At 71.1% G+C, this 23883-nt stretch carries 20 protein-coding genes; 7 read left to right on the forward strand and 13 right to left on the reverse strand.

Annotated features, from left to right (window positions below):
• Positions 1 to 9 precede the first annotated feature (9 nt).
• From IOD14_RS10750 to IOD14_RS10765, 4 genes are all read right to left on the reverse strand, one after another.
• A complete protein-coding gene (locus IOD14_RS10750) occupies positions 10 to 2136 on the reverse strand; it encodes a 3-hydroxyacyl-CoA dehydrogenase NAD-binding domain-containing protein (RefSeq protein WP_212670131.1) in 2127 nt (708 codons plus the stop codon).
• Positions 2133 to 3359 (reverse strand): acetyl-CoA C-acyltransferase, encoded by a 1227-nt coding sequence (locus IOD14_RS10755; protein ID WP_062022059.1) that lies wholly within the window; start codon positions 3357 to 3359, stop codon positions 2133 to 2135. Before IOD14_RS10755 ends, IOD14_RS10750 begins: the two co-directional genes overlap by 4 nt.
• 117 nt (positions 3360 to 3476) lie before the next feature.
• Entirely contained in the window at positions 3477 to 4514 is a 1038-nt protein-coding gene (locus IOD14_RS10760; RefSeq protein WP_212670132.1) for a LacI family DNA-binding transcriptional regulator, read from the reverse strand.
• Positions 4511 to 6880, reverse strand: a complete 2370-nt coding sequence (locus tag IOD14_RS10765) for a glycoside hydrolase family 2 protein (protein ID WP_212670133.1) — start codon at positions 6878 to 6880, stop codon at positions 4511 to 4513. Before IOD14_RS10765 ends, IOD14_RS10760 begins: the two co-directional genes overlap by 4 nt.
• Before the next feature lie 163 nt (positions 6881 to 7043).
• Between IOD14_RS10765 and IOD14_RS10770 the strand changes: the two genes are divergently transcribed.
• From IOD14_RS10770 to IOD14_RS10780, 3 genes are read left to right on the forward strand one after another with little or no spacing between them, the layout of a single operon-like run.
• A complete protein-coding gene (locus IOD14_RS10770; protein ID WP_212670134.1) occupies positions 7044 to 8363 on the forward strand; it encodes an ABC transporter substrate-binding protein in 1320 nt (439 codons plus the stop codon).
• Complete coding sequence (locus IOD14_RS10775; RefSeq protein WP_212670135.1) at positions 8363 to 9304, forward strand: sugar ABC transporter permease; 942 nt, start codon at positions 8363 to 8365, stop codon at positions 9302 to 9304. The genes IOD14_RS10770 and IOD14_RS10775 overlap by 1 nt, the downstream gene beginning before the upstream one ends.
• Positions 9301 to 10131, forward strand: coding sequence for a carbohydrate ABC transporter permease (locus tag IOD14_RS10780; protein WP_123992181.1), 831 nt, complete (start codon positions 9301 to 9303; stop codon positions 10129 to 10131). The genes IOD14_RS10775 and IOD14_RS10780 overlap by 4 nt, the downstream gene beginning before the upstream one ends.
• Positions 10132 to 10159: 28 nt before the next feature.
• Here IOD14_RS10780 and IOD14_RS10785 read toward each other — a convergent pair whose 3' ends face one another.
• The 3 genes from IOD14_RS10785 to IOD14_RS10795 all read right to left on the reverse strand — a co-directional run bounded on the left by IOD14_RS10785 (position 10160) and on the right by IOD14_RS10795 (position 13116).
• On the reverse strand, positions 10160 to 11440 hold the full coding sequence (locus IOD14_RS10785) for a ribonuclease D (protein ID WP_123992182.1): 1281 nt from the start codon (positions 11438 to 11440) through the stop codon (positions 10160 to 10162).
• Positions 11441 to 11573: 133 nt separating this feature from the next.
• Positions 11574 to 12236: a response regulator transcription factor gene (locus tag IOD14_RS10790; protein ID WP_123992183.1), complete on the reverse strand. Its 663-nt coding sequence runs from the start codon at positions 12234 to 12236 to the stop codon at positions 11574 to 11576.
• Between the two features lie 211 nt (positions 12237 to 12447).
• Complete coding sequence (locus IOD14_RS10795; RefSeq protein WP_123992184.1) at positions 12448 to 13116, reverse strand: DUF3000 domain-containing protein; 669 nt, start codon at positions 13114 to 13116, stop codon at positions 12448 to 12450.
• A gap of 116 nt (positions 13117 to 13232) precedes the next feature.
• Here IOD14_RS10795 and hemE point away from each other — a divergent pair, with 116 nt between their 5' ends.
• Positions 13233 to 14288, forward strand: coding sequence for a uroporphyrinogen decarboxylase (hemE, locus tag IOD14_RS10800; RefSeq protein ID WP_212670136.1), 1056 nt, complete (start codon positions 13233 to 13235; stop codon positions 14286 to 14288).
• A gap of 1 nt (position 14289) precedes the next feature.
• Here the strand turns inward: hemE and IOD14_RS10805 are convergent, their stop codons facing one another.
• A complete protein-coding gene (locus tag IOD14_RS10805) occupies positions 14290 to 15117 on the reverse strand; it encodes a rhomboid family intramembrane serine protease (RefSeq protein WP_123992938.1) in 828 nt (275 codons plus the stop codon).
• Between the two features lie 134 nt (positions 15118 to 15251).
• Here IOD14_RS10805 and IOD14_RS10810 point away from each other — a divergent pair, with 134 nt between their 5' ends.
• Positions 15252 to 15578: a hypothetical protein gene (locus IOD14_RS10810; protein WP_174269261.1), complete on the forward strand. Its 327-nt coding sequence runs from the start codon at positions 15252 to 15254 to the stop codon at positions 15576 to 15578.
• 12 nt (positions 15579 to 15590) lie between these two features.
• Here the strand turns inward: IOD14_RS10810 and IOD14_RS10815 are convergent, their stop codons facing one another.
• The gene (locus IOD14_RS10815; RefSeq protein WP_123992186.1) at positions 15591 to 16985 is read right to left on the reverse strand and encodes an FAD-dependent oxidoreductase; all 1395 of its coding nucleotides are present in this window, start codon (positions 16983 to 16985) and stop codon (positions 15591 to 15593) included.
• A gap of 73 nt (positions 16986 to 17058) precedes the next feature.
• On the reverse strand, positions 17059 to 18060 hold the full coding sequence (locus tag IOD14_RS10820; RefSeq protein WP_123992187.1) for a DUF4349 domain-containing protein: 1002 nt from the start codon (positions 18058 to 18060) through the stop codon (positions 17059 to 17061).
• A gap of 157 nt (positions 18061 to 18217) precedes the next feature.
• Here IOD14_RS10820 and hemG point away from each other — a divergent pair, with 157 nt between their 5' ends.
• Together hemG and hemQ are read left to right on the forward strand one after the other, a co-directional pair.
• Positions 18218 to 19657 carry a protoporphyrinogen oxidase gene (gene hemG, locus IOD14_RS10825; protein ID WP_123992188.1) on the forward strand — a complete coding sequence of 480 codons (1440 nt, stop codon included), beginning with the start codon at positions 18218 to 18220 and terminating at the stop codon, positions 19655 to 19657.
• 5 nt (positions 19658 to 19662) lie between these two features.
• Positions 19663 to 20394 carry a hydrogen peroxide-dependent heme synthase gene (gene hemQ / locus IOD14_RS10830; protein WP_062022024.1) on the forward strand — a complete coding sequence of 244 codons (732 nt, stop codon included), beginning with the start codon at positions 19663 to 19665 and terminating at the stop codon, positions 20392 to 20394.
• Here the strand turns inward: hemQ and IOD14_RS10835 are convergent, their stop codons facing one another.
• The 3 genes from IOD14_RS10835 to IOD14_RS10845 all read right to left on the reverse strand — a co-directional run bounded on the left by IOD14_RS10835 (position 20395) and on the right by IOD14_RS10845 (position 23844).
• A complete protein-coding gene (locus tag IOD14_RS10835; RefSeq protein WP_212670137.1) occupies positions 20395 to 22041 on the reverse strand; it encodes an alpha/beta hydrolase in 1647 nt (548 codons plus the stop codon).
• Positions 22042 to 22157: 116 nt separating this feature from the next.
• Entirely contained in the window at positions 22158 to 22955 is a 798-nt protein-coding gene (locus IOD14_RS10840; protein WP_123992190.1) for a TIGR04222 domain-containing membrane protein, read from the reverse strand.
• A 100-nt stretch (positions 22956 to 23055) separates the two neighbouring features.
• Positions 23056 to 23844 carry a DUF4142 domain-containing protein gene (locus IOD14_RS10845; RefSeq protein WP_123992191.1) on the reverse strand — a complete coding sequence of 263 codons (789 nt, stop codon included), beginning with the start codon at positions 23842 to 23844 and terminating at the stop codon, positions 23056 to 23058.
• Positions 23845 to 23883 lie beyond the last annotated feature (39 nt).

Consider the following 23883-nt stretch of genomic DNA (forward strand, 5'->3'; position numbering starts at 1 on the left):
GAAGAACACTTACGCGGGAACCGACGCCACACCCGGCGCCAGGAACTTCTTGCCGTTCACGCGCTCCGAGACACCCTCGCGGTCCAGGTACGGCGTGATGCCGCCCAGGTGGAAGGGCCAGCCGGCGCCCGTGATCAGGCAGAGGTCGATGTCCTGGGCCTCGGCGACGACGCCCTCGTCGAGCATGAGCCCGATCTCCTGGGCGACGGCGTCCAGGACGCGCTCGCGGACCTGCTCCTCGGACAGGACGACATCGCCCTGCTTCAGCAGCGCGGCGACCTCCGGGTCCAGCTCCGGCTTGCCGGAGTCGTAGACGTAGAAGCCGCGCTTGCCCGCCCTGACGACGGCCGCGAGGTTCGGGGAGACCGTGAAGCGGTCCGGGAAGGCCCGGTTGAGGGTCTCCGAGACGTGCAGACCGATCGCGGGACCGACCAGCTCCAGGAGCACCAGCGGGGACATCGGCAGACCGAGGGGCTCGACGGCCTTCTCGGCGACCGCGACCGGGGTGCCCTCGTCGATGACGTTCTGGATCTCGCCCATGAAGCGGGTGAGGATGCGGTTCACGACGAACGCCGGGGCGTCCTTGACCAGTACCGCGGTCTTCTTCAGCTTCTTGGCCACCGCGAAGGCGGTCGCCAGCGAGGCGTCGTCGGTCTGCTCGCCGCGGACGATCTCGAGGAGCGGGAGGATCGCGACCGGGTTGAAGAAGTGGAAGCCCACGACCCGCTCGGGGTTCTTGAGCTTCGACGCCATCTCGGTGACCGACAGCGAGGAGGTGTTGGTGGCGAGGATCGCGTGCGCCGGGGCGACCGCCTCGACCTCCGCGAACACCTGCTGCTTGACGCCGATCTCCTCGAAGACGGCCTCGATGATGAAGTCGGCGTCGGAGAAGCCCTCCGCCTTGTCCAGCACACCGGTGACCAGGGCCTTGAGGCGGTTGGCCTTGTCCTGGTTGATACGGCCCTTGCCGAGCAGCTTCTCGATCTCGGCGTGGACGTAGCCCACACCCTTGTCGACGCGCTCCTGGTCGATGTCGGTCAGCACGACCGGCACCTCCAGGCGGCGCAGGAAGAGCAGCGCGAGCTGGGAGGCCATCAGACCGGCGCCGACGACACCGACCTTGGTGACCGGGCGGGCCAGGTTCTTGTCCGGGGCACCGGCGGGACGCTTGCCGCGCTTCTGCACCAGGTTGAAGGCGTAGATGCCGGAGCGCAGTTCGCCACCCATGATCAGGTCGGCGAGGGCCTGGTCCTCGGCGTCGTAGCCCTGCTGCAGGTCGCCGTTCTTGGCGGCCTCGATGATGTCCAGGGCGCGGTAGGCGGCCGGAGCGGCGCCGTGCACCTTGGAGTCCGCGACGAAGCGGCCCTTGGCGACGGCCTGGTCCCAGGCCTCACCGCGGTCGATCGCCGGACGCTCGATGACGATCTCGCCCTTGAGGACGGACGCCGTCCACAGCAGGGACTGCTCCAGGAAGTCCGCGCCCTCGAACAGCGCGTCGGCGATGCCCAGTTCGTAGACCTGCGCGCCCTTGAGCTGCTTGTTCTGGTTGAGCGAGTTCTCGATGATGACCGAGACGGCCTTCTCGGCGCCGATCAGGTTCGGCAGCAGCGTGCACCCGCCCCAGCCGGGGACCAGACCGAGGAAGACCTCGGGGAGCGAGAAGGCGGGCAGGGCCGCGGAGACCGTGCGGTAGGTGCAGTGCAGACCGACCTCGACGCCACCGCCCATCGCCGCGCCGTTGTAGTACGCGAAGGTCGGCACGGCGATGCCGGCGAGGCGCTTGAAGACCTCGTGGCCGCCCTTGCCGATGGCCAGCGCGTCCTTGTGCTCCTTGAGGAGCTCGACGCCCTTGAGGTCCGCGCCCACCGCGAAGATGAACGGCTTGCCGGTGATGCCGACACCGACGATCTCGCCGGCGGAGGCCTCCTTCTCGACCTGGTCGATGGCGGTGTTCAGGTTCGCCAGGGACGCCGGGCCGAAGGTGGTCGGCTTGGTGTGGTCGAAGCCGTTGTCCAGCGTGATGAGCGCGAAGCGCCCCGCGTTGAACGGCAGGTCCAGGTGGCGTACGTGCGCCTGGGTGACTACCTCGTCCGGGAACAGCTCGGCCGCACCCTTCAAGAGCTCAGTGGTGCTCACTTGCTGCCTCCGGCGTCCTTGTGGTTCGGGTTCTCCCAGATGACCGTCGCGCCCATGCCGAAGCCGACGCACATGGTGGTCAGGCCGTAGCGGACCTCGGGCTGCTCCTCGAACTGGCGGGCCAGCTGCGTCATCAGACGCACACCCGAGGAGGCCAGCGGGTGACCGAAGGCGATCGCGCCGCCGTACTGGTTGACGCGCTCGTCGTCGTCCGCGATGCCGTAGTGCTCGAGGAAGGCCAGGACCTGGACGGCGAAGGCCTCGTTGATCTCGAACAGGCCGATGTCGGAGATCGACAGACCCGCCTGGGCGAGGGCCTTCTCGGTGGCCGGGATCGGGCCGTAGCCCATGACCTCCGGCTCGACACCCGCGAAGGAGTACGAGACGAGGCGCATCTTCACCGGCAGGTCGTTCTCGCGGGCGAAGTCCTCGGAGGCGATCAGCGAGGCGGTGGCGCCGTCGTTCAGACCGGCCGCATTACCGGCGGTGACCCGGCCGTGGACGCGGAACGGGGTCTTGAGACCGGAGAGGTTCTCCAGGGTCGTGCCCGGGCGCATCGGCTCGTCGGCGGTGACCAGGCCCCAGCCGGTCTCACCGGCCTCCGGGTTGGTGCGGCGCACCGAGATCGGGACCAGGTCGGCCTGGATCTTGCCGTTGGCGTACGCCTTGGCGGCCTTCTCCTGGGAGCGCACGGCGTACTCGTCGGCGCGCTGCTTGGTGATCGTCGGGTACCGGTCGTGCAGGTTCTCGGCGGTCATGCCCATGAACAGGGCGGACTCGTCGACCAGCTTCTCGCTCACGAACCGCGGGTTCGGGTCCACGCCCTCGCCCATGGGGTGACGGCCCATGTGCTCGACACCACCGGCGACGGCGATGTCGTAGGCACCGAAGGCGACCGAACCGGCGACCGTGGTCACGGCGGTCAGCGCGCCCGCGCACATGCGGTCGATGGAGTAACCGGGTACCGACTGCGGCAGACCGGCGAGGATGCCCGCCGTGCGGCCGATGGTGAGGCCCTGGTCACCGATCTGCGTGGTCGCGGCGATGGCGACCTCGTCGATCTTCTTCGGGTCCAGACCCGGGTTGCGGCGCAGCAGCTCCCGGATCGCCTTCACGACGAGGTCGTCGGCGCGGGTCTCGTGGTAGATGCCCTTCGGGCCCGCCTTGCCGAACGGGGTGCGGACGCCGTCGACGAAGACGACGTCCCTGACGGTACGAGGCACGATGGCTCTCCTCCAGATGCGGGATCTGCACTGCTGCGATGCGCTGAGCGCGCGCTCAGGACCATGCTACTTATGAGTAACGTGACTGCACAGTCCTGAGGGAGGGAGCGGCGAAGGTCACATCGCGGGAGGCGCCGTGGAACCCCGTGGGGTCAGTACCGGAATGGGCACGGGGTGCGATCCCGGCCCCTCCCCGGTGATCACTCCGAACAGGGTACGGGCCGCGTCGGCGCCGAATCCGTGCACGTCATGGCTCATCGCGGAGAGCGTGGGGTGGGTGAGTCGGCACAGCTGGGAGTCGTCCCAGGCGAGCAGCGAGACGTCGTGCGGAACGCTCAGTCCCATCTCCGCGGCGACCGACAGACCGGCCACCGCCATGATGTCGTTGTCGTAGACGATCGCCGTCGGCCGGTCCGCCGGCGGAGCGGCCAGCAGGGACCGGGTCGCCCGCCCCCCGGCCTCCCCCGAGTAGTCCGTGGTCACCTGCCAGGCCCCCGACAGCCGCAGCCCCCGCGCCGCCTCGTCGAACGCCGCCGTCCGCGTCGCCGTGTGCCCGAGCGCCGCCGCACCCCCCACCCGGGCGATCCGCCGATGTCCCAGCGCCGCCAGATACCGCACGGCCTCCGTCACGGCGGTGGCGTCATCGGTCCACACCGAGGTGAGGGAGCCGGTGAACGTCGGATGCCCCACGGCCACGACCGGCATCCGAAGCCGCTCCACCGCCGTGACGCGCGGGTCGTCCGCCCGGAAGTCGACCAGGATCGACCCTCCGACCTGCCGTCCCCGCCACCAGGACTCCTGGAGCCCGACCTCCTCCTCCACCGTGCGCACGAGCCGCAGCAGCAGCGAGCAGCTCCGCTCGATCAGCACGCTCTCCACGCCCGACACGAACTCCATGTAGAAGGGTTCGAGCCCCAGCAGCCGGGCCGGCCGGCAGATCGCGAGACCCACCACGTCCACCCGCGACCCGGCCAGCGTCCGTGCCGTGAGGTTCGGTGCCCAGCCGAGCTCCCGCGCGGCCCGGAAGATCCGGTCCCGGGTCGCCTCGGACAGCCCCGGTTTGTGGTTGAAGGCGAGCGACACGGCCCCCTTGGACACCCCGGCGCGCGCGGCGACGTCCTTGATGGTGACGCGCGAGGCGGGCTGGGCTGTCATCGACCGGACTCCAGGCAGTACAGGGCGGACCGGGCGAGGTCCGCGTCAGGAGTCTCCCAGCCCCGTACACCGATCGTGACCCGCTCCCCGGGCAGCAAGGTGACGAGCCCCCGGTCGGCGCGCGCCTCCGGCTGCAACCGGTCCGCCTGGAGCAGCAGGTCCCGTACGAGGGTTCGCGCCGTCACAGTGACCGAACCCGGCGCCACGGACACGTCGAACTCGGTTCGGGGGTAAGGGATTTCACGGTCGGGGGAGGGAAAGTGCAGGGCCCGCAGCCCGTCGGCGTCCACCACGAGGAACTCCTTCGGTCCGGCCGGCTCCAGCTCCCTCGGTACGTCGACACGGCCCACCGCACGCCTCTCGGTGGCGAACCCCACCTCGGCCTCGCCGATCAGCACCCCCTCCACCGACATCCGCCGCAGCCGCAGCACGCCCGTCCACGGCTCGCCCGCCTGGTTGACCGCCGCCAACGCCAGTCCCCGTGCCCGCTCCTGGACCGTCAGCAACCGGTCCGCGTACAGCCGCCGCAGCTCGTGGTACAGCGGCTTCTCCCGGCCGTCCCCGTCCACCGCCGCCCAACTCGTCACCGGCCAGCAGTCGTTGAGCTGCCACACCACCGTCCCCGCGCACACCGGCCAGTGCGCGCGCCAGTGCTCGATCCCGGCGGCCACGGCCCGCGCCTGGTTGACCTGCATGAGGTAGTGCCAGCGGTCGAAGTCCCCCTCGGGGAACGGGAAGTGCCGCTCCAGCCCCCGACGCAGCTTCCCGTTCCCGTCATCGGCCTTCTGGTGGGCCAGTACGCCCGGCGAGTCCGCCGCGAGCACCTCCCCGGGCAGCGCACGCGCCAGCGTGGCGTGGGCGGGCGGTGCCTGCCAGCCGAACTCGGCCACGAAGCGCGGCACTTCACTGCGGTACTCGGCGTAGTCGAGTCGGTTCCACACCTCCCACGAGTGGTGCGTCCCGTGCGCGGGGTCGTTCGGATGGTGCTCCCACGAACCCGACCAGGGACTGCCCGCCGTGTACGGCCGTGTCGGATCCAACTCGGCCACCACACGCGGCAGTACACCCAGGTAGTACCCCTCGCCCCAGGAGTCCCCGGCCAGCCGCGCCTCCCAGCCCCAGTCCCGGAAGCCCCACAGGTTCTCGTTGTTGCCGTTCCACAGCACCAGCGAGGGATGCGGCATCAGCCGTACGACGTTCTCCCGCGCCTCCGCCTCCACCTCGCCCCTGAGCGGCTGCTCCTCCGGATAGGCCGCGCAGGCGAACGGGAAGTCCTGCCAGACCAGCAGCCCCAACTCGTCGCAGGCGTCGTAGAAGTCCTCGCTCTCGTAGATCCCCCCGCCCCAGATCCGTACGAGATCGACGCCCGCCCCGGCCGCCTGCCCGAGCCGCTCCCGGTACCGCTCACGGGTGATCCGGGAGGGGAACACGTCGTCCGGGATCCAGTTCACGCCGCGCGCGAACAGCCGCTCGCCGTTCAGGACGAACGTGAACCCGGTGCCGTGCTCGTCGGCGGACCGGTCCAGCTCGACGGTCCGGAAGCCGATCCGGCGCCGCCACACGTCCAGCGGCCCGTCCTCGTGCAGCAGCGTCAACTCGACCTCGTACAAGGGCTGTTCGCCGTATCCGCGCGGCCACCACAGCCGCGCGTCCGGGACCTCGAGCCGTACTGTCCCCGAGGTCTTCACGATCGCCGCGCGTGCCCGCACCCCGCCCACCACGGCCTCGACGGTCAGGGGCGCCTCGACCCGGGCCCGCTCGACGTCGACGGCCAACTCGACGACCCCCGTGCCCTCCTGGACGCTCACCAGCGGCCGCACCCGGGCGATCCGGGCCGTCGACCAGCGCTCCAGCCGCACCGGCCGCCAGATCCCGGCCGTCACCAGCGTGGGCCCCCAGTCCCAGCCGAACGAGCAGGCCATCTTGCGGATGTACTGATAGGGCTCGGCATAGGCGGCGGGCCGCTCGCCCAGCTTCCCGCGCACGGCTTCGGCCTCGGCGTACGCGGAGGCGAACCGCACGCTCAGCCGCCCCGCCATGCCGGTCACGTCGAAGCGGTGGGAGCGGTGCATGTTCCTTGTGCGGCCCAGGAGTCGGCCGTCCAGCAGGATCTCGGCCGCGGTGTCGAGACCGTCGAAGACGAGGTCGGTCTGCTCGTGCCCGTTCACGGGCGCGAGGTCCCTCTCGTAGGTCCACTCCCGGCGCCCCACCCACGCGACCTCGGTCTCGCCCAGGCCGAGAAACGGATCCGGGATCACCCCGGCCGCCAGCAGGTCGGTGTGCACACAGCCCGGCACGGCGGCCGGCAGCGCCTCACCCTCGTGCCGCAGGATCCATCCCTCGGTGAGCGGTGTCGCCTGAAGCATCTACGCACTCCCTAAACCGATCAAGTCCAGTGTTGCGGATGCCTTCCGGCAGCGCTGCCATCGTTGGCGGGATAGGGACTTTACCGGTTAAGAAAACGTTGTCAGAGTACCGAACCAGCCAACCCGCTCGTGCTCGTCCGTCCCGTGAACGGAGCTGATGCACATGAACCGCCGTACAGTCCTGTCCCTGGCCGTGGCCATGAGTGCCGCCCTGCTGCTGCCGGGTTGCACCGGCACCGGAGGATCCTCGAAGGGCGCCGACGCGAAGGCTGCTGACGACCCGTCGAAGGTCTCCGGAACCATCAAGGTCCTCACCGTCCGCACCGACCTCGTGCAGGACGGCACGATGAAGAAGTACGCCGCCGAGTTCAACAAGACGTACCCCAAGGTCAAGGTGGAGTTCGAGGCCCTCACGAACTACGAGGCCGAGGTCAAGATCCGGATGAACACCGAGAACTACGGTGACGTCCTGCTGATCCCCGCGGTCATCAAGAAGGCCGACTACCCGAGGTTCTTCGCCTCGCTGGGCACCGCGGCCGAGCGCGGCAAGAAGTACCGCTTCACCGACTACACCACCGTCGGCGGCAAGGTCTACGGGCAGAGCCCGATCGGCGTGGCCCCCGGGTTCGTCTACAACAAGCGGATCTGGAAGGAGGCCGGGGTCACCGACTGGCCCACCACTCCGGCCGAGTTCATCGCCGACCTCAAGGCCATCAAGGCCAAGACCGACGCGATCCCGTACTACACCAACTTCGCGGCCGGCTGGACGCTCACCTCGTGGACGTACGTCGACGGCGCCGTCCACTGCGATCCGCAGGCCACCACCGAGCTCGCCGAGGGCGACCCGTGGGCGAAGGGCGCCGACCTGCGCGTCGGCGACACCCTGCTCCACGACATCGTCAAGGCGGGCCTGGTCGAGAAGGACCCCACGACCAGCAACTGGGAGGAGTCCAAGCCCCGTACCGCCAAGGGTGAGATCGCCACCCAGTGGCTCGGCACCTGGGCGATCGTGCAGTTCCAGGACGCCGCCAGGAAGGCCGGCGTGAACCCCGACGACATCGGGTTCATGCCCTTCCCGTCCCAGACGGACGGCAGGTTCTGCGCGACCGTCGCCCCGGACTACAACCAGGCCGTCAACGTCCACTCGAAGTACAAGGAGGCCGCCCGCGCCTGGATCGACTGGTTCACCGACAAGTCCACGTACGGGCAGGACAACCTCGCCGTCTCACCGCTGAAGAACGCCCCCATGCCCGAGGTCCTGGCGCCGTACGAGGAGCAGGGCGTGAAGCTCATCGAGGTCGACGACGCACAGGGCGCCCGGGTCAAGCAGATCGACAGCGACTCGGAGGTGGGCATCTACGCCCCCGAGTACCGCCAGAACCTCGTCGACCTCGCCCGCGGGGCCCGCAAGGGCAGCCTCGACGGCTTCCTCGGCGACCTGAGCAAGCGCTGGACCGACGCCCAGAAGAACCTGGGGTCCTGATGACGGACATCACCGAGAAGGCGGCCGTGGAGGTGAGCACGGCCGCCCCCGTCCCGGCACCCGCCCCGCGCCGGACCCGTGCGTGGCGGGGCGTCACCCCCTGGCTGTTCCTGATCGCCCCGCTCGCCCTGCTGGTCACCTTCACGTACGCGCCGATCGTCAACATGCTCGCCTACAGCTTCACCGACTGGGACGGTGTCAGCCCCGTGCTGCACTACACCGGCGCCGAGAACTACCGGGAGGTCTTCACCCGCCCGGATCTCTTCGAGGTCTTCTGGGTGAGCGGCTACTACCTCGCCGCGTCGGCGGTCCAGATCGTCCTCGCGCTCTACTTCGCGACGGTCCTGAGCTTCGACGTCCGTTTCCGGAACTTCTTCAAGGGCGTGCTGTTCTTCCCGTACCTGATCAACGGGGTCGCGATCGGCTTCGTGTTCCTCTACTTCTTCCAGGACGGCGGCACCCTCGACTCGGTGCTGAGCCTGTTCGGGGTGCACACCGACCACGCCTGGCTCGGCACCCCGGTCTCCGCGAACACCTCGCTGGCCGGCGTCTCGGTCTGGCGCTACCTGGGCCTGAACTTCGTCCTCTTCCTGGGCGCGATCCAGTCCATCCCGGGGGAGCTGTACGAGGCGGCGGAGCTGGACGGCGCGAACCGCTGGCACCAGTTCCGGCACATCATCGCGCCGGGCATCAAACCGGTCCTGACCCTGACGGTGATCCTCTCGATCTCCGGCTCGCTCTCGGTCTTCGAGATCCCGTACATCATGACCGGCGGCGCGACCGGCACCGAGACCTTCGTGATCCAGACGGTCAACCTGGCCTTCCGCTTCAACAAGACGGGCCTGGCCTCGGCCGCCGCCGTCGTTCTCCTGCTGATCATCCTGCTGGTGACCTGGGTGCAGCGGCGCCTGGTCCCCGACGACAAGGTGGACCTCGTATGACCCGCCGTACTCTCACCCGCGCCCTGGTCCACCTGTCCCTGATCGCCGCGACGGTGGTCGTCCTGCTCCCGCTCGTGGTGGTCGTCCTGACCTCCCTCAAGTCGGAGCGGGAGATGGCCGACACGAGCGGCGCCCTCGAACTCCCGCACGACCTGCTGAACTTCCACAACTACGCGGCGGCGTTCCGGGACGGCGAGATGCTCTCCGCCTTCACCAACACGGCGATCATCCTGCTGATCTCGGTCGGCGGCACGGTCCTCATCGGCTCGATGACGGCCTACGCCATCGACCGCTTCACCTTCCGCTTCAAGAAGCTGGTGGTGGCCCTGTTCCTGACGGCGGCCCTGGTCCCCGGTGTCACCACCCAGGTGGCGACGTTCCAGATCGTCAACAGCTTCGGCATGTTCGACTCTCTGTGGGCCCCGATCGTCCTCTACATGGGCACGGACATCGTCTCGATCTACATCTTCCTGCAGTTCGTCCGCTCGATCCCGATCTCCCTGGACGAGTCGGCACGCCTGGACGGAGCCAACGCCTTCACGATCTACCGCAGGATCATCTTCCCGCTGCTGAAGCCGGCGACGGCGACCGTGGTGATCGTGAAGGGCATCACCGTCTACAACGACTTCTACATCCCCTTCCTCTACATGCCCTCGGAAGATCTTGGCGTGATCTCGACGTCGTTGTTCCGCTTCAAGGGCCCCTACGCGGCCCACTGGGAGGTGATCTCGGCGGGAGCGGTCCTGGTCATACTCCCGACGCTGATCGTCTTCCTGTCCTTGCAGCGCTTCATCTACAACGGCTTCATGAGGGGCGCGACCAGATGACTCCGCGCCCGAGGACCACCTACGGCGGCTAGGCGGACAGCGCGGCCACCAGCACGGGAGTCACCTGCTCCACCTGCCAGGCCCGGGCCCCGAGCCCCGCCAGGGCGGCCCCCACCGACTCGGCGCTGACCACACCGGGCGGCTCCCAGCACACCCGCCGCACGGTGTCCGGAGTGATCAGGTTCTCCTGGGGCATGTTCAGCGTCTCGGCCAGCGCGGACACCGCCGCTCGGGCCGCGGACAGGCGAGCCGCGGCGGCAGGGTCCTTGTCGGCCCAGGCCCGCGGCGGCGGAGGCCCCGTCACCGGCTGCCCGGGCTGCGGCAGCTGCGTCTCGGCCAGCGCCCTGGCCCGGTCGACGGCCGCCTGCCACTGCTCCAGCTGGCGCCGCCCCATCCGATGCCCGAACCCGTTCAACGCGGCGAGGGCATGCACGTTCACCGGCAGGGCGAGCGCCGCCTCGACGATCGCCGCGTCGGACAGCACCTTGCCCGGAGACACGTCACGCCGCTGGGCGATCCGGTCCCGCGCCTCCCACAGTTCCCGCACCACGGCCAGCTGCCGACGCCGCCGCACCTTGTGCATCCCGGACGTACGGCGCCAGGGATCCTTGCGCGGCTCGGCGGGCGGCGCGGCGGCGATCGCCTCGAACTCCTGGAGTGCCCACTCGAGCTTCCCCTGCCGGTCGAGCTCCTTCTCCAGCGCGTCCCGCAGGTCGACGAGAAGCTCCACGTCGAGGGCGGCGTAGCGCAGCCAGGGCTCGGGCAGCGGACGGGTCGACCAGTCGACGGCCGAGTGCCCCTTCTCCAGGACGAAGCCCAGCACTCCCTCGACCATCGCGCCGAGCCCGACCCGGGGGAACCCGGCGATCCGCCCGGCCAGCTCGGTGTCGAAGAGGCGCGAGGGGATCATGCCTATCTCGCGAAGACACGGAAGATCCTGCGTGGCGGCGTGCAGCACCCACTCCACGCCGGAGAGTGCCTCGCCGAGCCCGGAGAGGTCGGGACAGGCCACAGGGTCGATCAGCGCGGTGCCCGCACCGGCGCGGCGCAGCTGCACGAGATAGGCGCGCTGTCCGTAGCGGTAGCCGGACGCCCGCTCGGCGTCGACGGCGACGGGGCCGGAGCCCGCGGCGAACGCGGCGATCACCTCGGCGAGCGAGTCCTCGTCGGCGATCACGGGCGGAATGCCCTCGCGCGGCTCCAGCAGAGGGATCGGAGCCTCCGCGACAGAAGATCCGCCATCGTCCGGAGGGCCGCCTCCGGTGGTTCGCAGTGAAACGTCTGCTGCGGTCTCTTGGGCGTCGGTCACATGTCAAGGGTATCTGTGTATGGACAGCGCCTGCCGACGGAACGTTCCGTCGGCAGGCGCCTGAGGGTCGTAAACCAGTCAGCCCGGTGAAAGCTCTGGTTCACGTCCGTGAACTGCGAGGCTTCGAAGAGCCTCAGTGGATGATGCCGGTACGGAGCGCCACCGCCACCATGCCGGCGCGGTCGCCCGTGCCGAGCTTGCGGGCGATCCGGGCGAGGTGGCTCTTGACGGTCAGTGCGGACAGGCCCATCGAGACGCCGATCGCCTTGTTCGACTGCCCTTCGGCCACCAGCCGCAGGACCTCGACCTCACGGCCGGAGAGCTCGCGGTAGCCGCCCGGGTGGCTCGGGGCACCCGGGGGGCGGCGGTGCATACGGGCGGCGGCGGCGCCGATGGGGGCGGCGCCCGGTCGGGTGGGGAGCCCGAGGTTCGTACGGGTGCCGGTGACGACGTAGCCCTTGACGCCGCCCGCGAGGGCGTTGCGCACGGCGCCGATGTCGTCGGCCGCGGAGAGGGCGAGGCCGTTGGGCCAGCCCGCCGCGCGGGTCTCGGACAGCAGGGTCAGGCCGGAGCCGTCGGGGAGGTGGACGTCGGCTACGCAGATGTCTCTGGGGTTGCCGATGCGGGGACGGGCCTCCGCCACGGAAGAGGCTTCGATGACATCGCGCACACCGAGCGCCCAGAGGTGACGGGTGACGGTGGATCGTACGCGCGGGTCGGCCACGACCACCATGGCGGTGGGCTTGTTCGGGCGGTAGGCGACCAGGCTTGCGGGCTGCTCGAGGAGAACGGACACCGGGCCTCCTGGGGTGCGGGACGGCTTGGAAGGTCACAGACGTCTTCGGCACCGAACCCGGCGTCCTTTAGAGAATGATCACGATCTAGTGAGTAACAATTAGTGCAATTCGGACGTACGGTCGATCGTTCGGTGAACACATCGGTTCGTTCGAGGGGCCACTCCTGACTGAAAGTGGCCGTATCGACAAAGTGATGCTCCGTGCGGGTGGTCAGCGCGCCTGCGGATCCCGCCGCTGCGGCAACGTCACGACCGACGCGTCACCCGGACCGGCCGGCGGCAGACCCGCGACCTGGGCCAGCAGATCGCACCAGGACGCGAGATGCCCCGCCGTGTCCGGCACCCCTCCCAGGCCCTCGCGGGGCGTCCAGGAGGCACGGATCTCGATCTGCGAGGCCGCCGGGCGCTCGGACAGACCGCCGAAGTAGTGCGAGCTCGCGCGCGTGACGGTGCCGCTCGGTTCGCCGTACGACAGCCCGCGCGCCGAGAGCGCCCCGGTCAGCCAGGACCAGCAGACCTCGGGCAGCAGCGGGTCGGCGGCCATCTCCGGCTCCAGCTCCGCCCGCACCAGCGTCACCAGCCGGAACGTGCCCCGCCAGGCGTCGTGGCCGTCCGGGTCGTGCAGCAGCACGAGCCGCCCGTCGGCGAGGTCCTGGTCGCCGTCGACGACGGTCGCCTCCAGCGCGTACGCGTGCGGGGCGAGCCGCTGGGGGGCCCGGGTGGGCTCGATCTCGATCTGCGGCCGCAGCCGACTGCCGCGCAGGGCCTGAACCGCGGCCTGGAAGGCCGGCGGAGCCGCACCGCTCCCATCCCGGTCACTCCCTTTCGCGTCGTCCATACCACCCGTGTCGTCCGACAGTCGTCCTTGTGCCGCAGCCATGCGGGAAGGTTAAGCGGAAGGGGGGCGTGGTGCCGCCCTAGACACCCGGACTTGGCTCCTCGCCCACACGGACACCGCGCGCTCGGCACACATCGCACCGTGCGAGACTTTCCGACGTGAGTGCACACGAGACGCCGCCGTCAGCCACGTACGAGTCCGCCTTCCTCAAGGCCTGCCGGCGCGAGCCCGTGCCGCACACCCCGGTCTGGTTCATGCGCCAGGCGGGGCGCTCGCTGCCGGAGTACCGCAAGGTCCGCGAGGGCATCCCGATGCTCGAGTCCTGCGCACGGCCCGAGCTGGTCGCCGAGATCACCCTCCAGCCGGTGCGCCGCCACAACGTCGACGCGGCGATCTACTACAGCGACATCGTCGTCCCGCTCAAGGCCATCGGCATCGACCTCGACATCAAGCCCGGCGTCGGCCCGGTCGTCGAGCACCCGATCCGCACCCGCGCCGACCTGGCCCAGCTGCGCGACCTCACCCCCGAGGACGTCTCCTACGTCACCGAGGCCATCGGCCTGCTGACCCGCGAGCTCGGCCCGACCCCCCTCATCGGTTTCGCGGGCGCGCCTTTCACCCTCGCGAGCTACCTCGTCGAGGGCGGTCCGTCGCGCACGTACGAGAACGCCAAGTCGATGATGTACGGCGACCCCGAACTGTGGGTCGACCTCCTCGACCGCCTCGCCGAGATCACCGCCGCCTTCCTGAAGGTCCAGATCGAGGCCGGCGCCTCCGCCGTCCAGCTCTTCGACTCGTGGGCCGGCGCCCTCGCCCCGGCCGACTACCGCCGCTCGGTGCTGCCCGCCTCCGCGAAGGTCTTCAAGGCGGTCGAGGGATACGGCGTCCCCCGCATCCACTTCGGCGTCGGCACCGGCGAGCTGCTGAAGCTCATGGGCGAGGCCGGCGCGGACGTCGTCGGCGTCGACTGGCGGGTACCGCTCGACGAGGCCGCCCGCCGGGTCGGTCCCGGCAAGGCGCTCCAGGGCAACCTCGACCCGACGGTCCTGTTCGCCTCCACCGAGGCGGTCGAGGCCAAGACCCGCGAGGTCCTGGACTCGGCGAAGGACATCGAGGGCCACGTCTTCAACCTCGGCCACGGCGTCATGCCGTCCACCGACCCGGACGCGCTGACCCGCCTCGTGGACTACGTCCACACGCACACCGCCGGCTGAGTCACCAGGTGTGCCGGGGCCGCGCCTTCCTGCCGAACAGCAGGCCGCGCGGTTCCGGCGGCGGGGGAGTGCCGGCCTTCAGCGGCCAGGCGAGCAGCATCCCGGCGAGGAAACCGACCACGTGCGCCGCGTACGCGACCGTGCCCGCGGCGGAGACGCCCTCGCCGGACGAGTAGAACGCCTGGAGCACGAACCAGAAGCCCAGCACCAGCCAGGCCGGCAGTCTCAGCGGCAGGAAGACCAGGAACGGCACCAGGACCCACACCCTGGCCTTCGGGTACAGCACCAGATAGGCGCCCAGAACACCGGCGATGGCCCCCGAGGCCCCGATCAGCGGGTCGCGCGAGTCGGCGTTGAGGAGCGCGAAGCCGTACGAGGCCGCGTAGCCGCAGACGACGTAGAACAGCGCGAAGCGCACATGCCCCATGCGGTCCTCGACGTTGTTGCCGAAGATCAGCAGGAACAGCATGTTGCCCAGCAGGTGCAGCCAGCCGCCGTGCAGGAACATCGCCGTCAGGACCGACAGCGCGGGGGACTTGTCGTAGTCCGGCGGGGCCACCACACAGCCCGTCGCGCCCTGCGCATTCGTGCCGACGTCGCCCGTGGGGACGAGCTTCGGCATCTGATGGTGGATCAACTCCTGCGGGATCGCCGCCCAGTGGTCCAGGAACGCCTGGAGGTGGCACAGCTGCGACACGCTGCTGTCGCCCGCCACCGAACCGGCGAGGCCGGGCATGAACAGGAACACGAGGACGTTCGCGGCGATGAGCGCGTACGTCACCACAGGGGTGCGGCGCACGGGGTTCACGTCATGGACGGGGATGACCACAAGGAAGTAGTGCCCGCGATGGGCCCCGCGAATCGGTGCCGCTCGGTGAACACCCGCACGCACGCGTGCGTATGTCTCCTCAACCGCCCGCGGCACGGGGAAGGCGGGCCGCGGGGACTACGTGAGGAACAGCGATGAACGACCGTATTGCTCCGCCGATGCACGCTCTTCCCGACGGTGAGGCCGAACTCTCCCTGGTGGTGCGACTGCCGTGGGAGGACGTGGCCAGGCTCGGTCAGGAGGCCGGGCGGCTGGCCTCCCAGATGCAGCGCCCGGTCACCCTCGACGAGGCGGTGAGCAACCGTCTCAGGACCACGCGGCCGGCGGCCCACGCCAAGCCGGCGGGCGAGCAGCCGACCGCGATGCCCACCAGCACCAGTGCCTCCGTCTCGGCGCTGCCGCCCCGGCCGCCGGCAGACCAGGCCCGACAGGCCATCGAACGGATCAACGGAACGGCGTAGCGGTCAGAGCCCTCAGGAGGCCCGCACCTTCGCGGCGGCCTTCCTGGCCGCCACCAGCACCGGATCCCACACCGGGCTGAACGGCGGCGCGTACCCCAGGTCCAGGGCGGTCATCCGCTCCACCGTCATCCCCGCCGTCAGGGCCACCGCGGCGATGTCGACCCTCTTGGCCGCGCCCTCTCTCCCGACGATCTGCACGCCGAGCAGCCGCCCCGTGCGGCGCTCGGCGAGCATCTTCACCGTCATGGGGGAGGCGCCCGGGTAGTAGCCGGCGCGGCTGGTCGACTCGATCCTTACCGACACGAACTGGAGCCCCACCCGACGGGCGTCCTTCTCCCGCAGCCCGGTGCGGGCGATCTCCAGGTCGCAGACCTTGCTGACCGCCGTGCCCACGACACCCGGGAACGTGGCGTAGCCGCCGCCGACGCCCGTACCGATGACCTGGCCGTGCTTGTTGGCGTGGGTGCCGAGCGCGATGTGCCGCTCCTGCCCCGACACCAGGTCGAGGACCTCCACGCAGTCACCGCCCGCCCAGATGTTCTCGTGGCCGCGCACCCGCATCGCGAGGTCCGTCAGCAGACCGCCGTGGCTCCCCAGCGGCAGGCCCGCCGCCTTCGCGAGCGTCGTCTCCGGGCGCACGCCGATCCCGAGCACCACCACGTCCGCCGGGTACTCGGCGTCCTCCGTGGCCACCGCGCGCACCCGGCCGTCCTCGTCCGTGAGCACCTTGGTCACCGCGGCCTCGTTGACCATCGTGATGCCCAGGCCCTCCATCGCCTCGTGCACCAGACGGCCCATGTCCGGGTCGAGCGTCGACATGGGCTCACTGCCCCGGTTGACGACCGTCACCTCGTAGCCCCGGTTGATCAGGGCCTCGGCCATCTCCACGCCGATGTAACCGGCGCCCACCACCACCGCCCTGCGGCCACGCGTGCGTGCCAGCGTGTCGATGAGCGCCTGCCCGTCGTCGAGGGTCTGCACCCCGTGCACCCCGGGGGCGTCGACGCCCGGCATGTCCGGGCGGATCGGACGGGCCCCGGTCGCGATCACCAGCTTGTCGTACGCCGTCCAGGACTCGGCCCCCGAATCGACGTCACGCGCGCGTACCCGCTGCCCGTCGACGTCGATCTCCACGACCTCGGTGCGCATGCGCAGGTCGATGTCCCGGGCCCGGTGCTCCTCGGGAGTACGGGCGATCAACTCGTCCCGCTCGGCGACGTCCCCGCCCACCCAGTACGGGATGCCGCACGCCGAGTAGGAGGTGAAGTGGCCCCGCTCGAACGCCACGATCTCCAGCTCGTCGGGGCCCCTCATCCGGCGTGCCTGCGACGCCGCGGACATCCCCGCGGCGTCGCCGCCGATCACGACCAGACGTTCCCTCGTGTCCCGCGTACGGCTCATGTTCATGCGAACACGCTACGAGAGCGGGGCATTTCAGTCCCGCTCGCCCCGCCCCGTGCGTGCGTCACGCCCGCGGGCGTCAGTCCTCCTCGCCCCGCTCCTGCGGGCGGTCCGGGTCGGGGACGGGCCGTGCCACGGGCAGAGGGCCCAGCGCGGTCGAGGCGCCCGCGGGGGCCGGCCGGCGCGGCAGCCGGGGGCGGACCAGCCGCAGCCACACCAGTACGAGCAGCGCGATCCCGGCCAGGAAGGGCAGCACCGCGGCCAGCGCCATCACGATCCAGCGCAGCATGGTCACGAACGCGTCCCAGCCGCCCGCGAGCGCGTCGACGACACCGGGGTCGTCGTCCTTCTCGGCCTTGACGACGGGCGCCTCGGACAGGGACAGGGTGATGGTGGCCAGGCTCGTGCGGTCCTTCAGGGACGCCTGACGTGCCAGCAGCGACTCCAGGTCGGCCTGGCGGGTGCTCAGTTCGCCCTCCAGGGTGACCACGTCGCTCAGCCTGGTCGCCCTGTCCATCAGCTCCCGGATCCGCGCCACACTCGCGCGCTGCGTCGCGATCCGGCTCTGCACGTCGACGACCTGGTCGGTGACGTCCTGCGCGTTCGCGGTGCGCTCCATGAGCTTGCCCGCGCCCTGCAGGTCGTCGAGGACCTCGTCGTACTTCTCGACGGGCACCCGCAACACCACCTCGGTCTGCTCCCGGCCCTCCTCGTCGCGGGAGGTGGACTCCTTGCCGACGAACCCGCCCGCGTTCTCGGTGGTGGTGCGGGCCGCGGCGAGCGCCTTCGGCACGTTCTTGACCCGCACGGTCAGCGTGGCGGTGCGGATGATGTGGTTCGCGGCGGGGTTCGGCGCGGCGGTGGCCTGCTTGCCGCCCGCGTCGGCCTCGGCACCGGCCGCGCCCTCGGGAGCCTGGGACGCGGCCGCACGGTCGTCCTTGGAGAGGGCGCTGCTGTCGGCACCCGAATCGGAGGCGCCGCTGCACCCGGCCAGTGCGAGGGACCCGGCCAGCAGGAGTCCGGCCAGGGCCCGGACGGGACGTACCGAGCTGCGTGAACGGCGTGAACGTGGTGTGCGCATGGGCGTCCCCCCGAGGGTCGTGAACAACTGACGCTCCTTCGACGCCGGAAGGGGTGCGAACGTTGGACTCCGGCGGTCCCGATGCGGTCACGGTCAGGACTCGTGAAGGACACCGGGCCGCCGCAGGACTGTCAGAGGGGTCTGAGAGGCTGGGTCCATGAGCGGATCACAGGTGGTCGTCGTCGGAGCGGGCATCGCGGGACTGGCCGCGGCCCACCGACTGGCGCGGCGCGGCGCGCGCGTCACCGTCCTCGAGGCGTCGGACCGGGTGGGCGGCAAGCTGCTGCCCGGCGAGATCGCGGGCGCGCGCGTGGACCTCGGCGCCGAGTCGATGCTGGCCCGCAGGCCGGAGGCGGTGGCCCTCGCCCGCGAGGTGGGCCTGGACGAGCGCCTCCAGCCCCCGGCCACCGCAACCGCCTCGATCTGGACCCGCGGCGCCCTGCGCCCCATGCCCAAGGGCCACGTCATGGGCGTCCCCGGCACCGCCGACGCGCTGGCCGGAGTGCTGTCCGACGAGGGCCTGGCCCGCATCGAGCAGGACGCCCGGCTGCCCCGCACGGAGGTCGGCGACGACGTGGCGGTGGGGGAGTACGTGGCGGCGCGCCTGGGCCGCGAGGTCGTCGACCGCCTCATCGAGCCCCTCCTCGGCGGGGTCTACGCGGGCGACGCGTACCGCATCTCGATGCGCTCGGCGGTCCCGCAGCTCTTCCAGGTCGCCAGGACCCACACCTCCCTCACCGAGGGCGTCCGCGAGATCCAGGCCCGGATGGCCGCCAACCAGCAGACCGGGCCCGTGTTCATGGGCATCGAGGGCGGCGTGGGCACCCTCCCGCTCGCCGTCGCCGACGCGGTCCGCGCACAGGGCGGCGAGATCGTCACCGGCGCCCCGGTGACCGAGCTGCGCCGCGAGGCGTCCGGCGGCTGGAGGGTCGTCACCGCGGACCGCGTCCTGCACGCCGACGCGGTGATCGTCGCCGTCCCCGCCCCGGCCGCCGCGAGCCTCCTGCGCGCCGAGGCCCCCGAGGCCGCCGGCGAGCTCGACACCGTCGAGTACGCCTCCATGGCCCTGGTCACCCTCGCCTACCGCCGTTCCGACACCGCCCTGCCCGCGGGCAGCGGCTTCCTCGTCCCGCCGGTGGACGGCCGCACCATCAAGGCGTCCACCTTCGCCTCCCAGAAGTGGGGCTGGATCGCCGAGGAGAACCCCGACGTCGTCGTCCTGCGCACCTCCGTCGGCCGCCACGGCGAGACGGAGATCCTGGAGCGCGACGACACCGCCCTGGTGGACGTCTCCCGCCACGACCTGCGCGAGGCCACCGGGCTGGACGCCGCCCCCCTCGAAACCCGTGTCACCCGCTGGACCGACGGCCTGCCCCAGTACCCCGTCGGCCACCACGCGCGCGTGGCCCGCATCCGCGAGCACATCGCCAAGCTGCCCGGCCTCGCGGTGTGCGGCGCGCAGTACGACGGCGTGGGCATTCCGGCCTGCATCGCGAGCGCCCACGCGGCCGTGGACCAGATCCAGGGCGACCTCGCCGCCGTGCGGGAGCTCACGGCCAACCCGGTGCAGAGTCTGCACGGCGGAGCGGGAGAATAGGGCCCATGAGCAACGACGCCCCCACCCCCGAGTCCGGCAGGGTCCCGAACAAGGGCAAGCTGGCCAAGGACCTCAACGAGGTCATCCGTTACACGCTCTGGTCCGTCTTCAAGCTGAAGGACGTGCTGCCCGAGGACCGCACCGGCTACGCCGACGAGGTCCAGGAGCTGTTCGACCAGCTCGCCGCCAAGGACGTCACGATCCGCGGCACCTACGACGTGTCCGGGCTGCGCGCCGACGCCGACGTCATGATCTGGTGGCACGCGGAGACCAGCGACCAGCTCCAGGAGGCGTACAACCTCTTCCGCCGCACGAAGCTGGGCCGCGCCCTCGAGCCGGTCTGGTCGAACATGGCGCTGCACCGCCCCGCCGAGTTCAACCGCTCCCACATCCCGGCGTTCCTGGCGGACGAGAACCCCCGGGACTACGTGAGCGTCTATCCCTTCGTCCGGTCCTACGACTGGTACCTCCTCCCCGACGAGGACCGCCGCCGCATGCTCGCCGACCACGGCAAGATGGCCCGCGGCTACCCGGACGTCCGTGCCAACACCGTCGCGTCGTTCTCGCTGGGCGACTACGAGTGGATCCTGGCCTTCGAGGCCGACGAGCTCTACCGCATCGTCGACCTCATGCGCCACCTGCGCGCCTCCGAGGCCCGTATGCACGTCCGCGAGGAGGTCCCGTTCTACACGGGCCGCCGCAAGGACCTCGGCGACCTCGTCGCGGGCCTCGCCTGATCAGCGAGCGGGTGTGACGGTCGCGTTCCCTCCAGCGGTCGCCTTCCCTTCGGGTGTCGCCTTCCGGGAGGCGACCCGCGGCTTCGGCTCGGGGTGCGGGGCGCAGGCGGCGCGCCGCACCGGGAGGCGGCCCTCCAGCAGGTAGGCGTCCAGGTATCCGTTGACGCAGGGGTTCGGGCCGCCCGCGATGCCGTGCGTGCCCGCGTCCCGCTCGGTCACCAGCACCGACCCGGACAGCCGCCGGTGCAGTTTCAGGGCGCCGTCGTACGGGGTGGCGGCGTCCCTCTCGGCGGCCAGGATCAGGGTCGCGGGCAGCTCACCGGGCCCCGTCCGCACGTCCAGCGGCTCCTGCCGGGCCGCGGGCCAGTACGCGCACGGCAGGTTCGTCCACACGTTGTCCCACGTCTCGAACGGCGCCACCCGCGCCAGCCGTGTGTTGTCCCGGTCCCAGACCTTCCAGTCCGTGGGCCAGGGCGCGTCGTTGCACTCGACGGCCGTGTAGACCGCGTTGGCGTTCTCCGCCTCCTTCGCCGCCTCCTGATGCGGCCCCGCCTGCTGGATCAGCGGCTTCGGATCGCCCTTGAGATACGCCGACAGGGCCTGCGCCCGATGGGGCCAGAAGTCGTCGTAGTAACCGGTCGACAGGAAGGCGCCCTGAAGCTGCCCCGGCCCGACCTTCCCGCCGGCCGGCTCCACGGCCAGCCGGGCCGCCGCCTTCTCGTAGCTGCGCAGCACCTCCTCGGCCGTGGCCCCGAGCCCGTACACGTCGTCGTGCCTGGCGACCCACTCCCGGAAGTCCGCCCAGCGCCCCTCGAACGCGGCCGACTGGTCCAGGTTGTTGCGGTACCAGACCTGATCCGGGTCAGGGTTCACCGCCGCGTCGAACACCATCCGCCGTACATGGGAGGGGAACAGGGTCGCGTACAGGGCGCCGAAATAGGTGCCGTACGACGCCCCCATGAACGTCAGCCTCTGCTCGCCGAGCGCGGCCCGCAGCACGTCCAGGTCACGGGCGTTGTTCAGGGACGTGTAGTGCCGGAGCGTCGCGCCGGCCCGCCGCGCGCACCCGCGCGCGTACGCCTTCGCCTGCGCGACGCGTTCCTTCTTGTACGACTCCGAGGGGTGCGTCGGCGCCTGTGTGGGCGCCTTGAAGTACTGCTTCGGGTCGGTGCAGGACAGCGGCGCCGAACGGCCCACCCCGCGCGGGGCGTAGCCGACGAGGTCGTACGCCGCGGCGAGCCCCTTCCACTCGGGGAGCACACCGATCAGCGGGAAGTACATGCCGGAGGCGCCGGGGCCGCCGGGGTTGTAGACCAGGGCGCCCTGCCGGGGCACCCGGCGCTTGCTGTTGCGCGGGTCCTTGTGGGTGGCCGGCACCCGGCTGACGGTCAGTTTGATCTGCTTGCCGTCGGGGTGTGCGTAGTCGAGCGGGACGGACACCGTGCCGCACCGGACACCGTCGGGCAGGTCCTCCACCGCGGGGCAGGCGCCGAAGCGGATGCCGGCCGCCTCGGCGCGGGCGGCCGCGATCGCGGTGCCGTGGAGTTCCGCCGCGCCCGGGGCGGCCGGAGCGCCCCCGGCCGGTGCGGCGGCGAGCGTGGTCAGGAGCAAGGACCCGGCGGCCGTGTAGAGGGCGGGAGCTCTCATCGGTATCCCTTCGGTGCGCGGCAGCGACAAAAGGGATGTTTGGTTCGGCCGTGGTGGAAGGCAAGCACCGCCCCGCCGGTGTCGGCCCCAATGCCTCCGTGCGCCCCCGGTCGGGCTCAGTGGCGCCGGTGCGGACGGTGGTGCTCCTCGCCCTGGCCGTCGGGCCGGTGGGCGAAGGCCGCGCGCAGGTCCGGCTCACCGATGGCCCTGATCCCGCGGACGGCGACGGAGGTGAGATACGTCCGCTCGTCCGTGCCGCCGGTGCGCCTGTTCAGGGTGCCGAGCAGCCGCTGGCCCGCCGGGGAGGCCCAGCGCGAGTACGGGTGGACCTCCATCCGCGCGATGGCCAGGCAGCTCAGGCTGAGGGCGAGCGGCAGCGCGAACCAGAGGGCGACCAGATGCCGGGGCATCTCCGAAGGGGCGGGCGCCAGCAGCGCGACAGCGCCCAGCGCGACGACGGCCGCCGCCGCCAGCTGCACCTGGCGGACCCCCTCCGCGATGCCGGAGCGGGCTCCGTCGGGCACGGCGAGACCCGCGTCCACGAGCCGGTCGGCGAGGCTGCGCACCGCGTCCGCCGAGGCCGCGTCCGCCCGCACCGGGGCGATGCGGGACTGCCCCTCCGGCCCGATGGCTCCGATGACCGTGCGCTCCATCTCGTCCCGCCCGCGCGGGTCGACGACGGTCGCCCAGCCGGTGTGGGCCAGCAGCAGCCGTCGCTGCCGGGCCATGGAGACGAGCGTCAGGTCGGCGACCCGCCGCGGGCCGCCGGACAGGAACGCGGCCTCGTACAGCGTCAGATCGTGCGCCCGGGCATCCGCGTCCGCGGCCGCCGCGTGCACGGCGGCCAGGCACAGCCGCGTGCACGCGGTGCCGGCGGCGGCCCAGGCCAGCAGCAGAAGAAGAACCCAGAACATGCCGCGTTTCTATGCCAAAGGCTCCTGGCGGCGCCATGGGTTGTTCACCATCCGGACGGAGTGTTGTCGGTGTGTGACGTTCCGTTTGTCCGGAAGCGGACTACGACGCGACGGGGTCCGGGGCCGGGCTGGAGGCGGCCGGGGGAAGCGAGTACGTCGTCGCGAACGGCGAGGGCGTGACCGGGACGACCACGCCCGGGTCGGTCGTCGGGCCGGGCGGGGCGGGCGAGTTGACGAGCGGCGGGGCACTGTCCCCGGCCAGGTCCCGGGCCAGGGCGCCGAAGTCGACGTATCCGGTCGCCTCCAGCACCTTGATGTGGTCCAGCACGGTGGTGTTGGCGTCGTCGGCCAGGGCGCGGACCAGCGAGTTCTGGGTACTCGCGCGGACCTGGGCGACGACCGAGAACACCCTGCCGTGCGCGAGGCGCAGGATGTTGGCGAACTGGCGGTCGTAGTCGACCCCTTGGGCCTGGTTCAGGGTGGCGAGCCACTGCTTCTGCTGGTCGTTGGGCTCGTTGGGCAGGGCGAGTCCGAGCTTGGACGCCACGTCGCGCACCCGGGCGTCGAGGAACGTGTGCCCCTCCACGAGGTGCTGTCCCGCCGTCCGTACCGCCTGCGTCGTCCCCTTCTGCTCCGCCTGCTGACCGGCGGGCAGCTCCCACAGCCCCGCGAGCCGTACCTTCGTGACGAAGTCCCGGTCCAGGGCGGAGAGCGGTCCGTACGGTGTCGTCACCGTCCCGGCGTTGAGCACGCTCACTCCCGTGCCGGAGCGGTCGGCGTACGACCAGATCGGGAAGAGCAGGGCCACGAGGGTCGCCGTCAGCCCGGCGATGATGACGCCGGTGCCGGAGAATATGCCTCGCCCCTTGACGGGCGGTCGCGGTCGCATGGTGCCTCCTGTTGCGGCACCGCACGCTAGTGAGTTTCA

This window comes from Streptomyces sp. A2-16 (assembly GCF_018128905.1).
Taxonomy (GTDB): Bacteria; Actinomycetota; Actinomycetes; order Streptomycetales; family Streptomycetaceae; genus Streptomyces.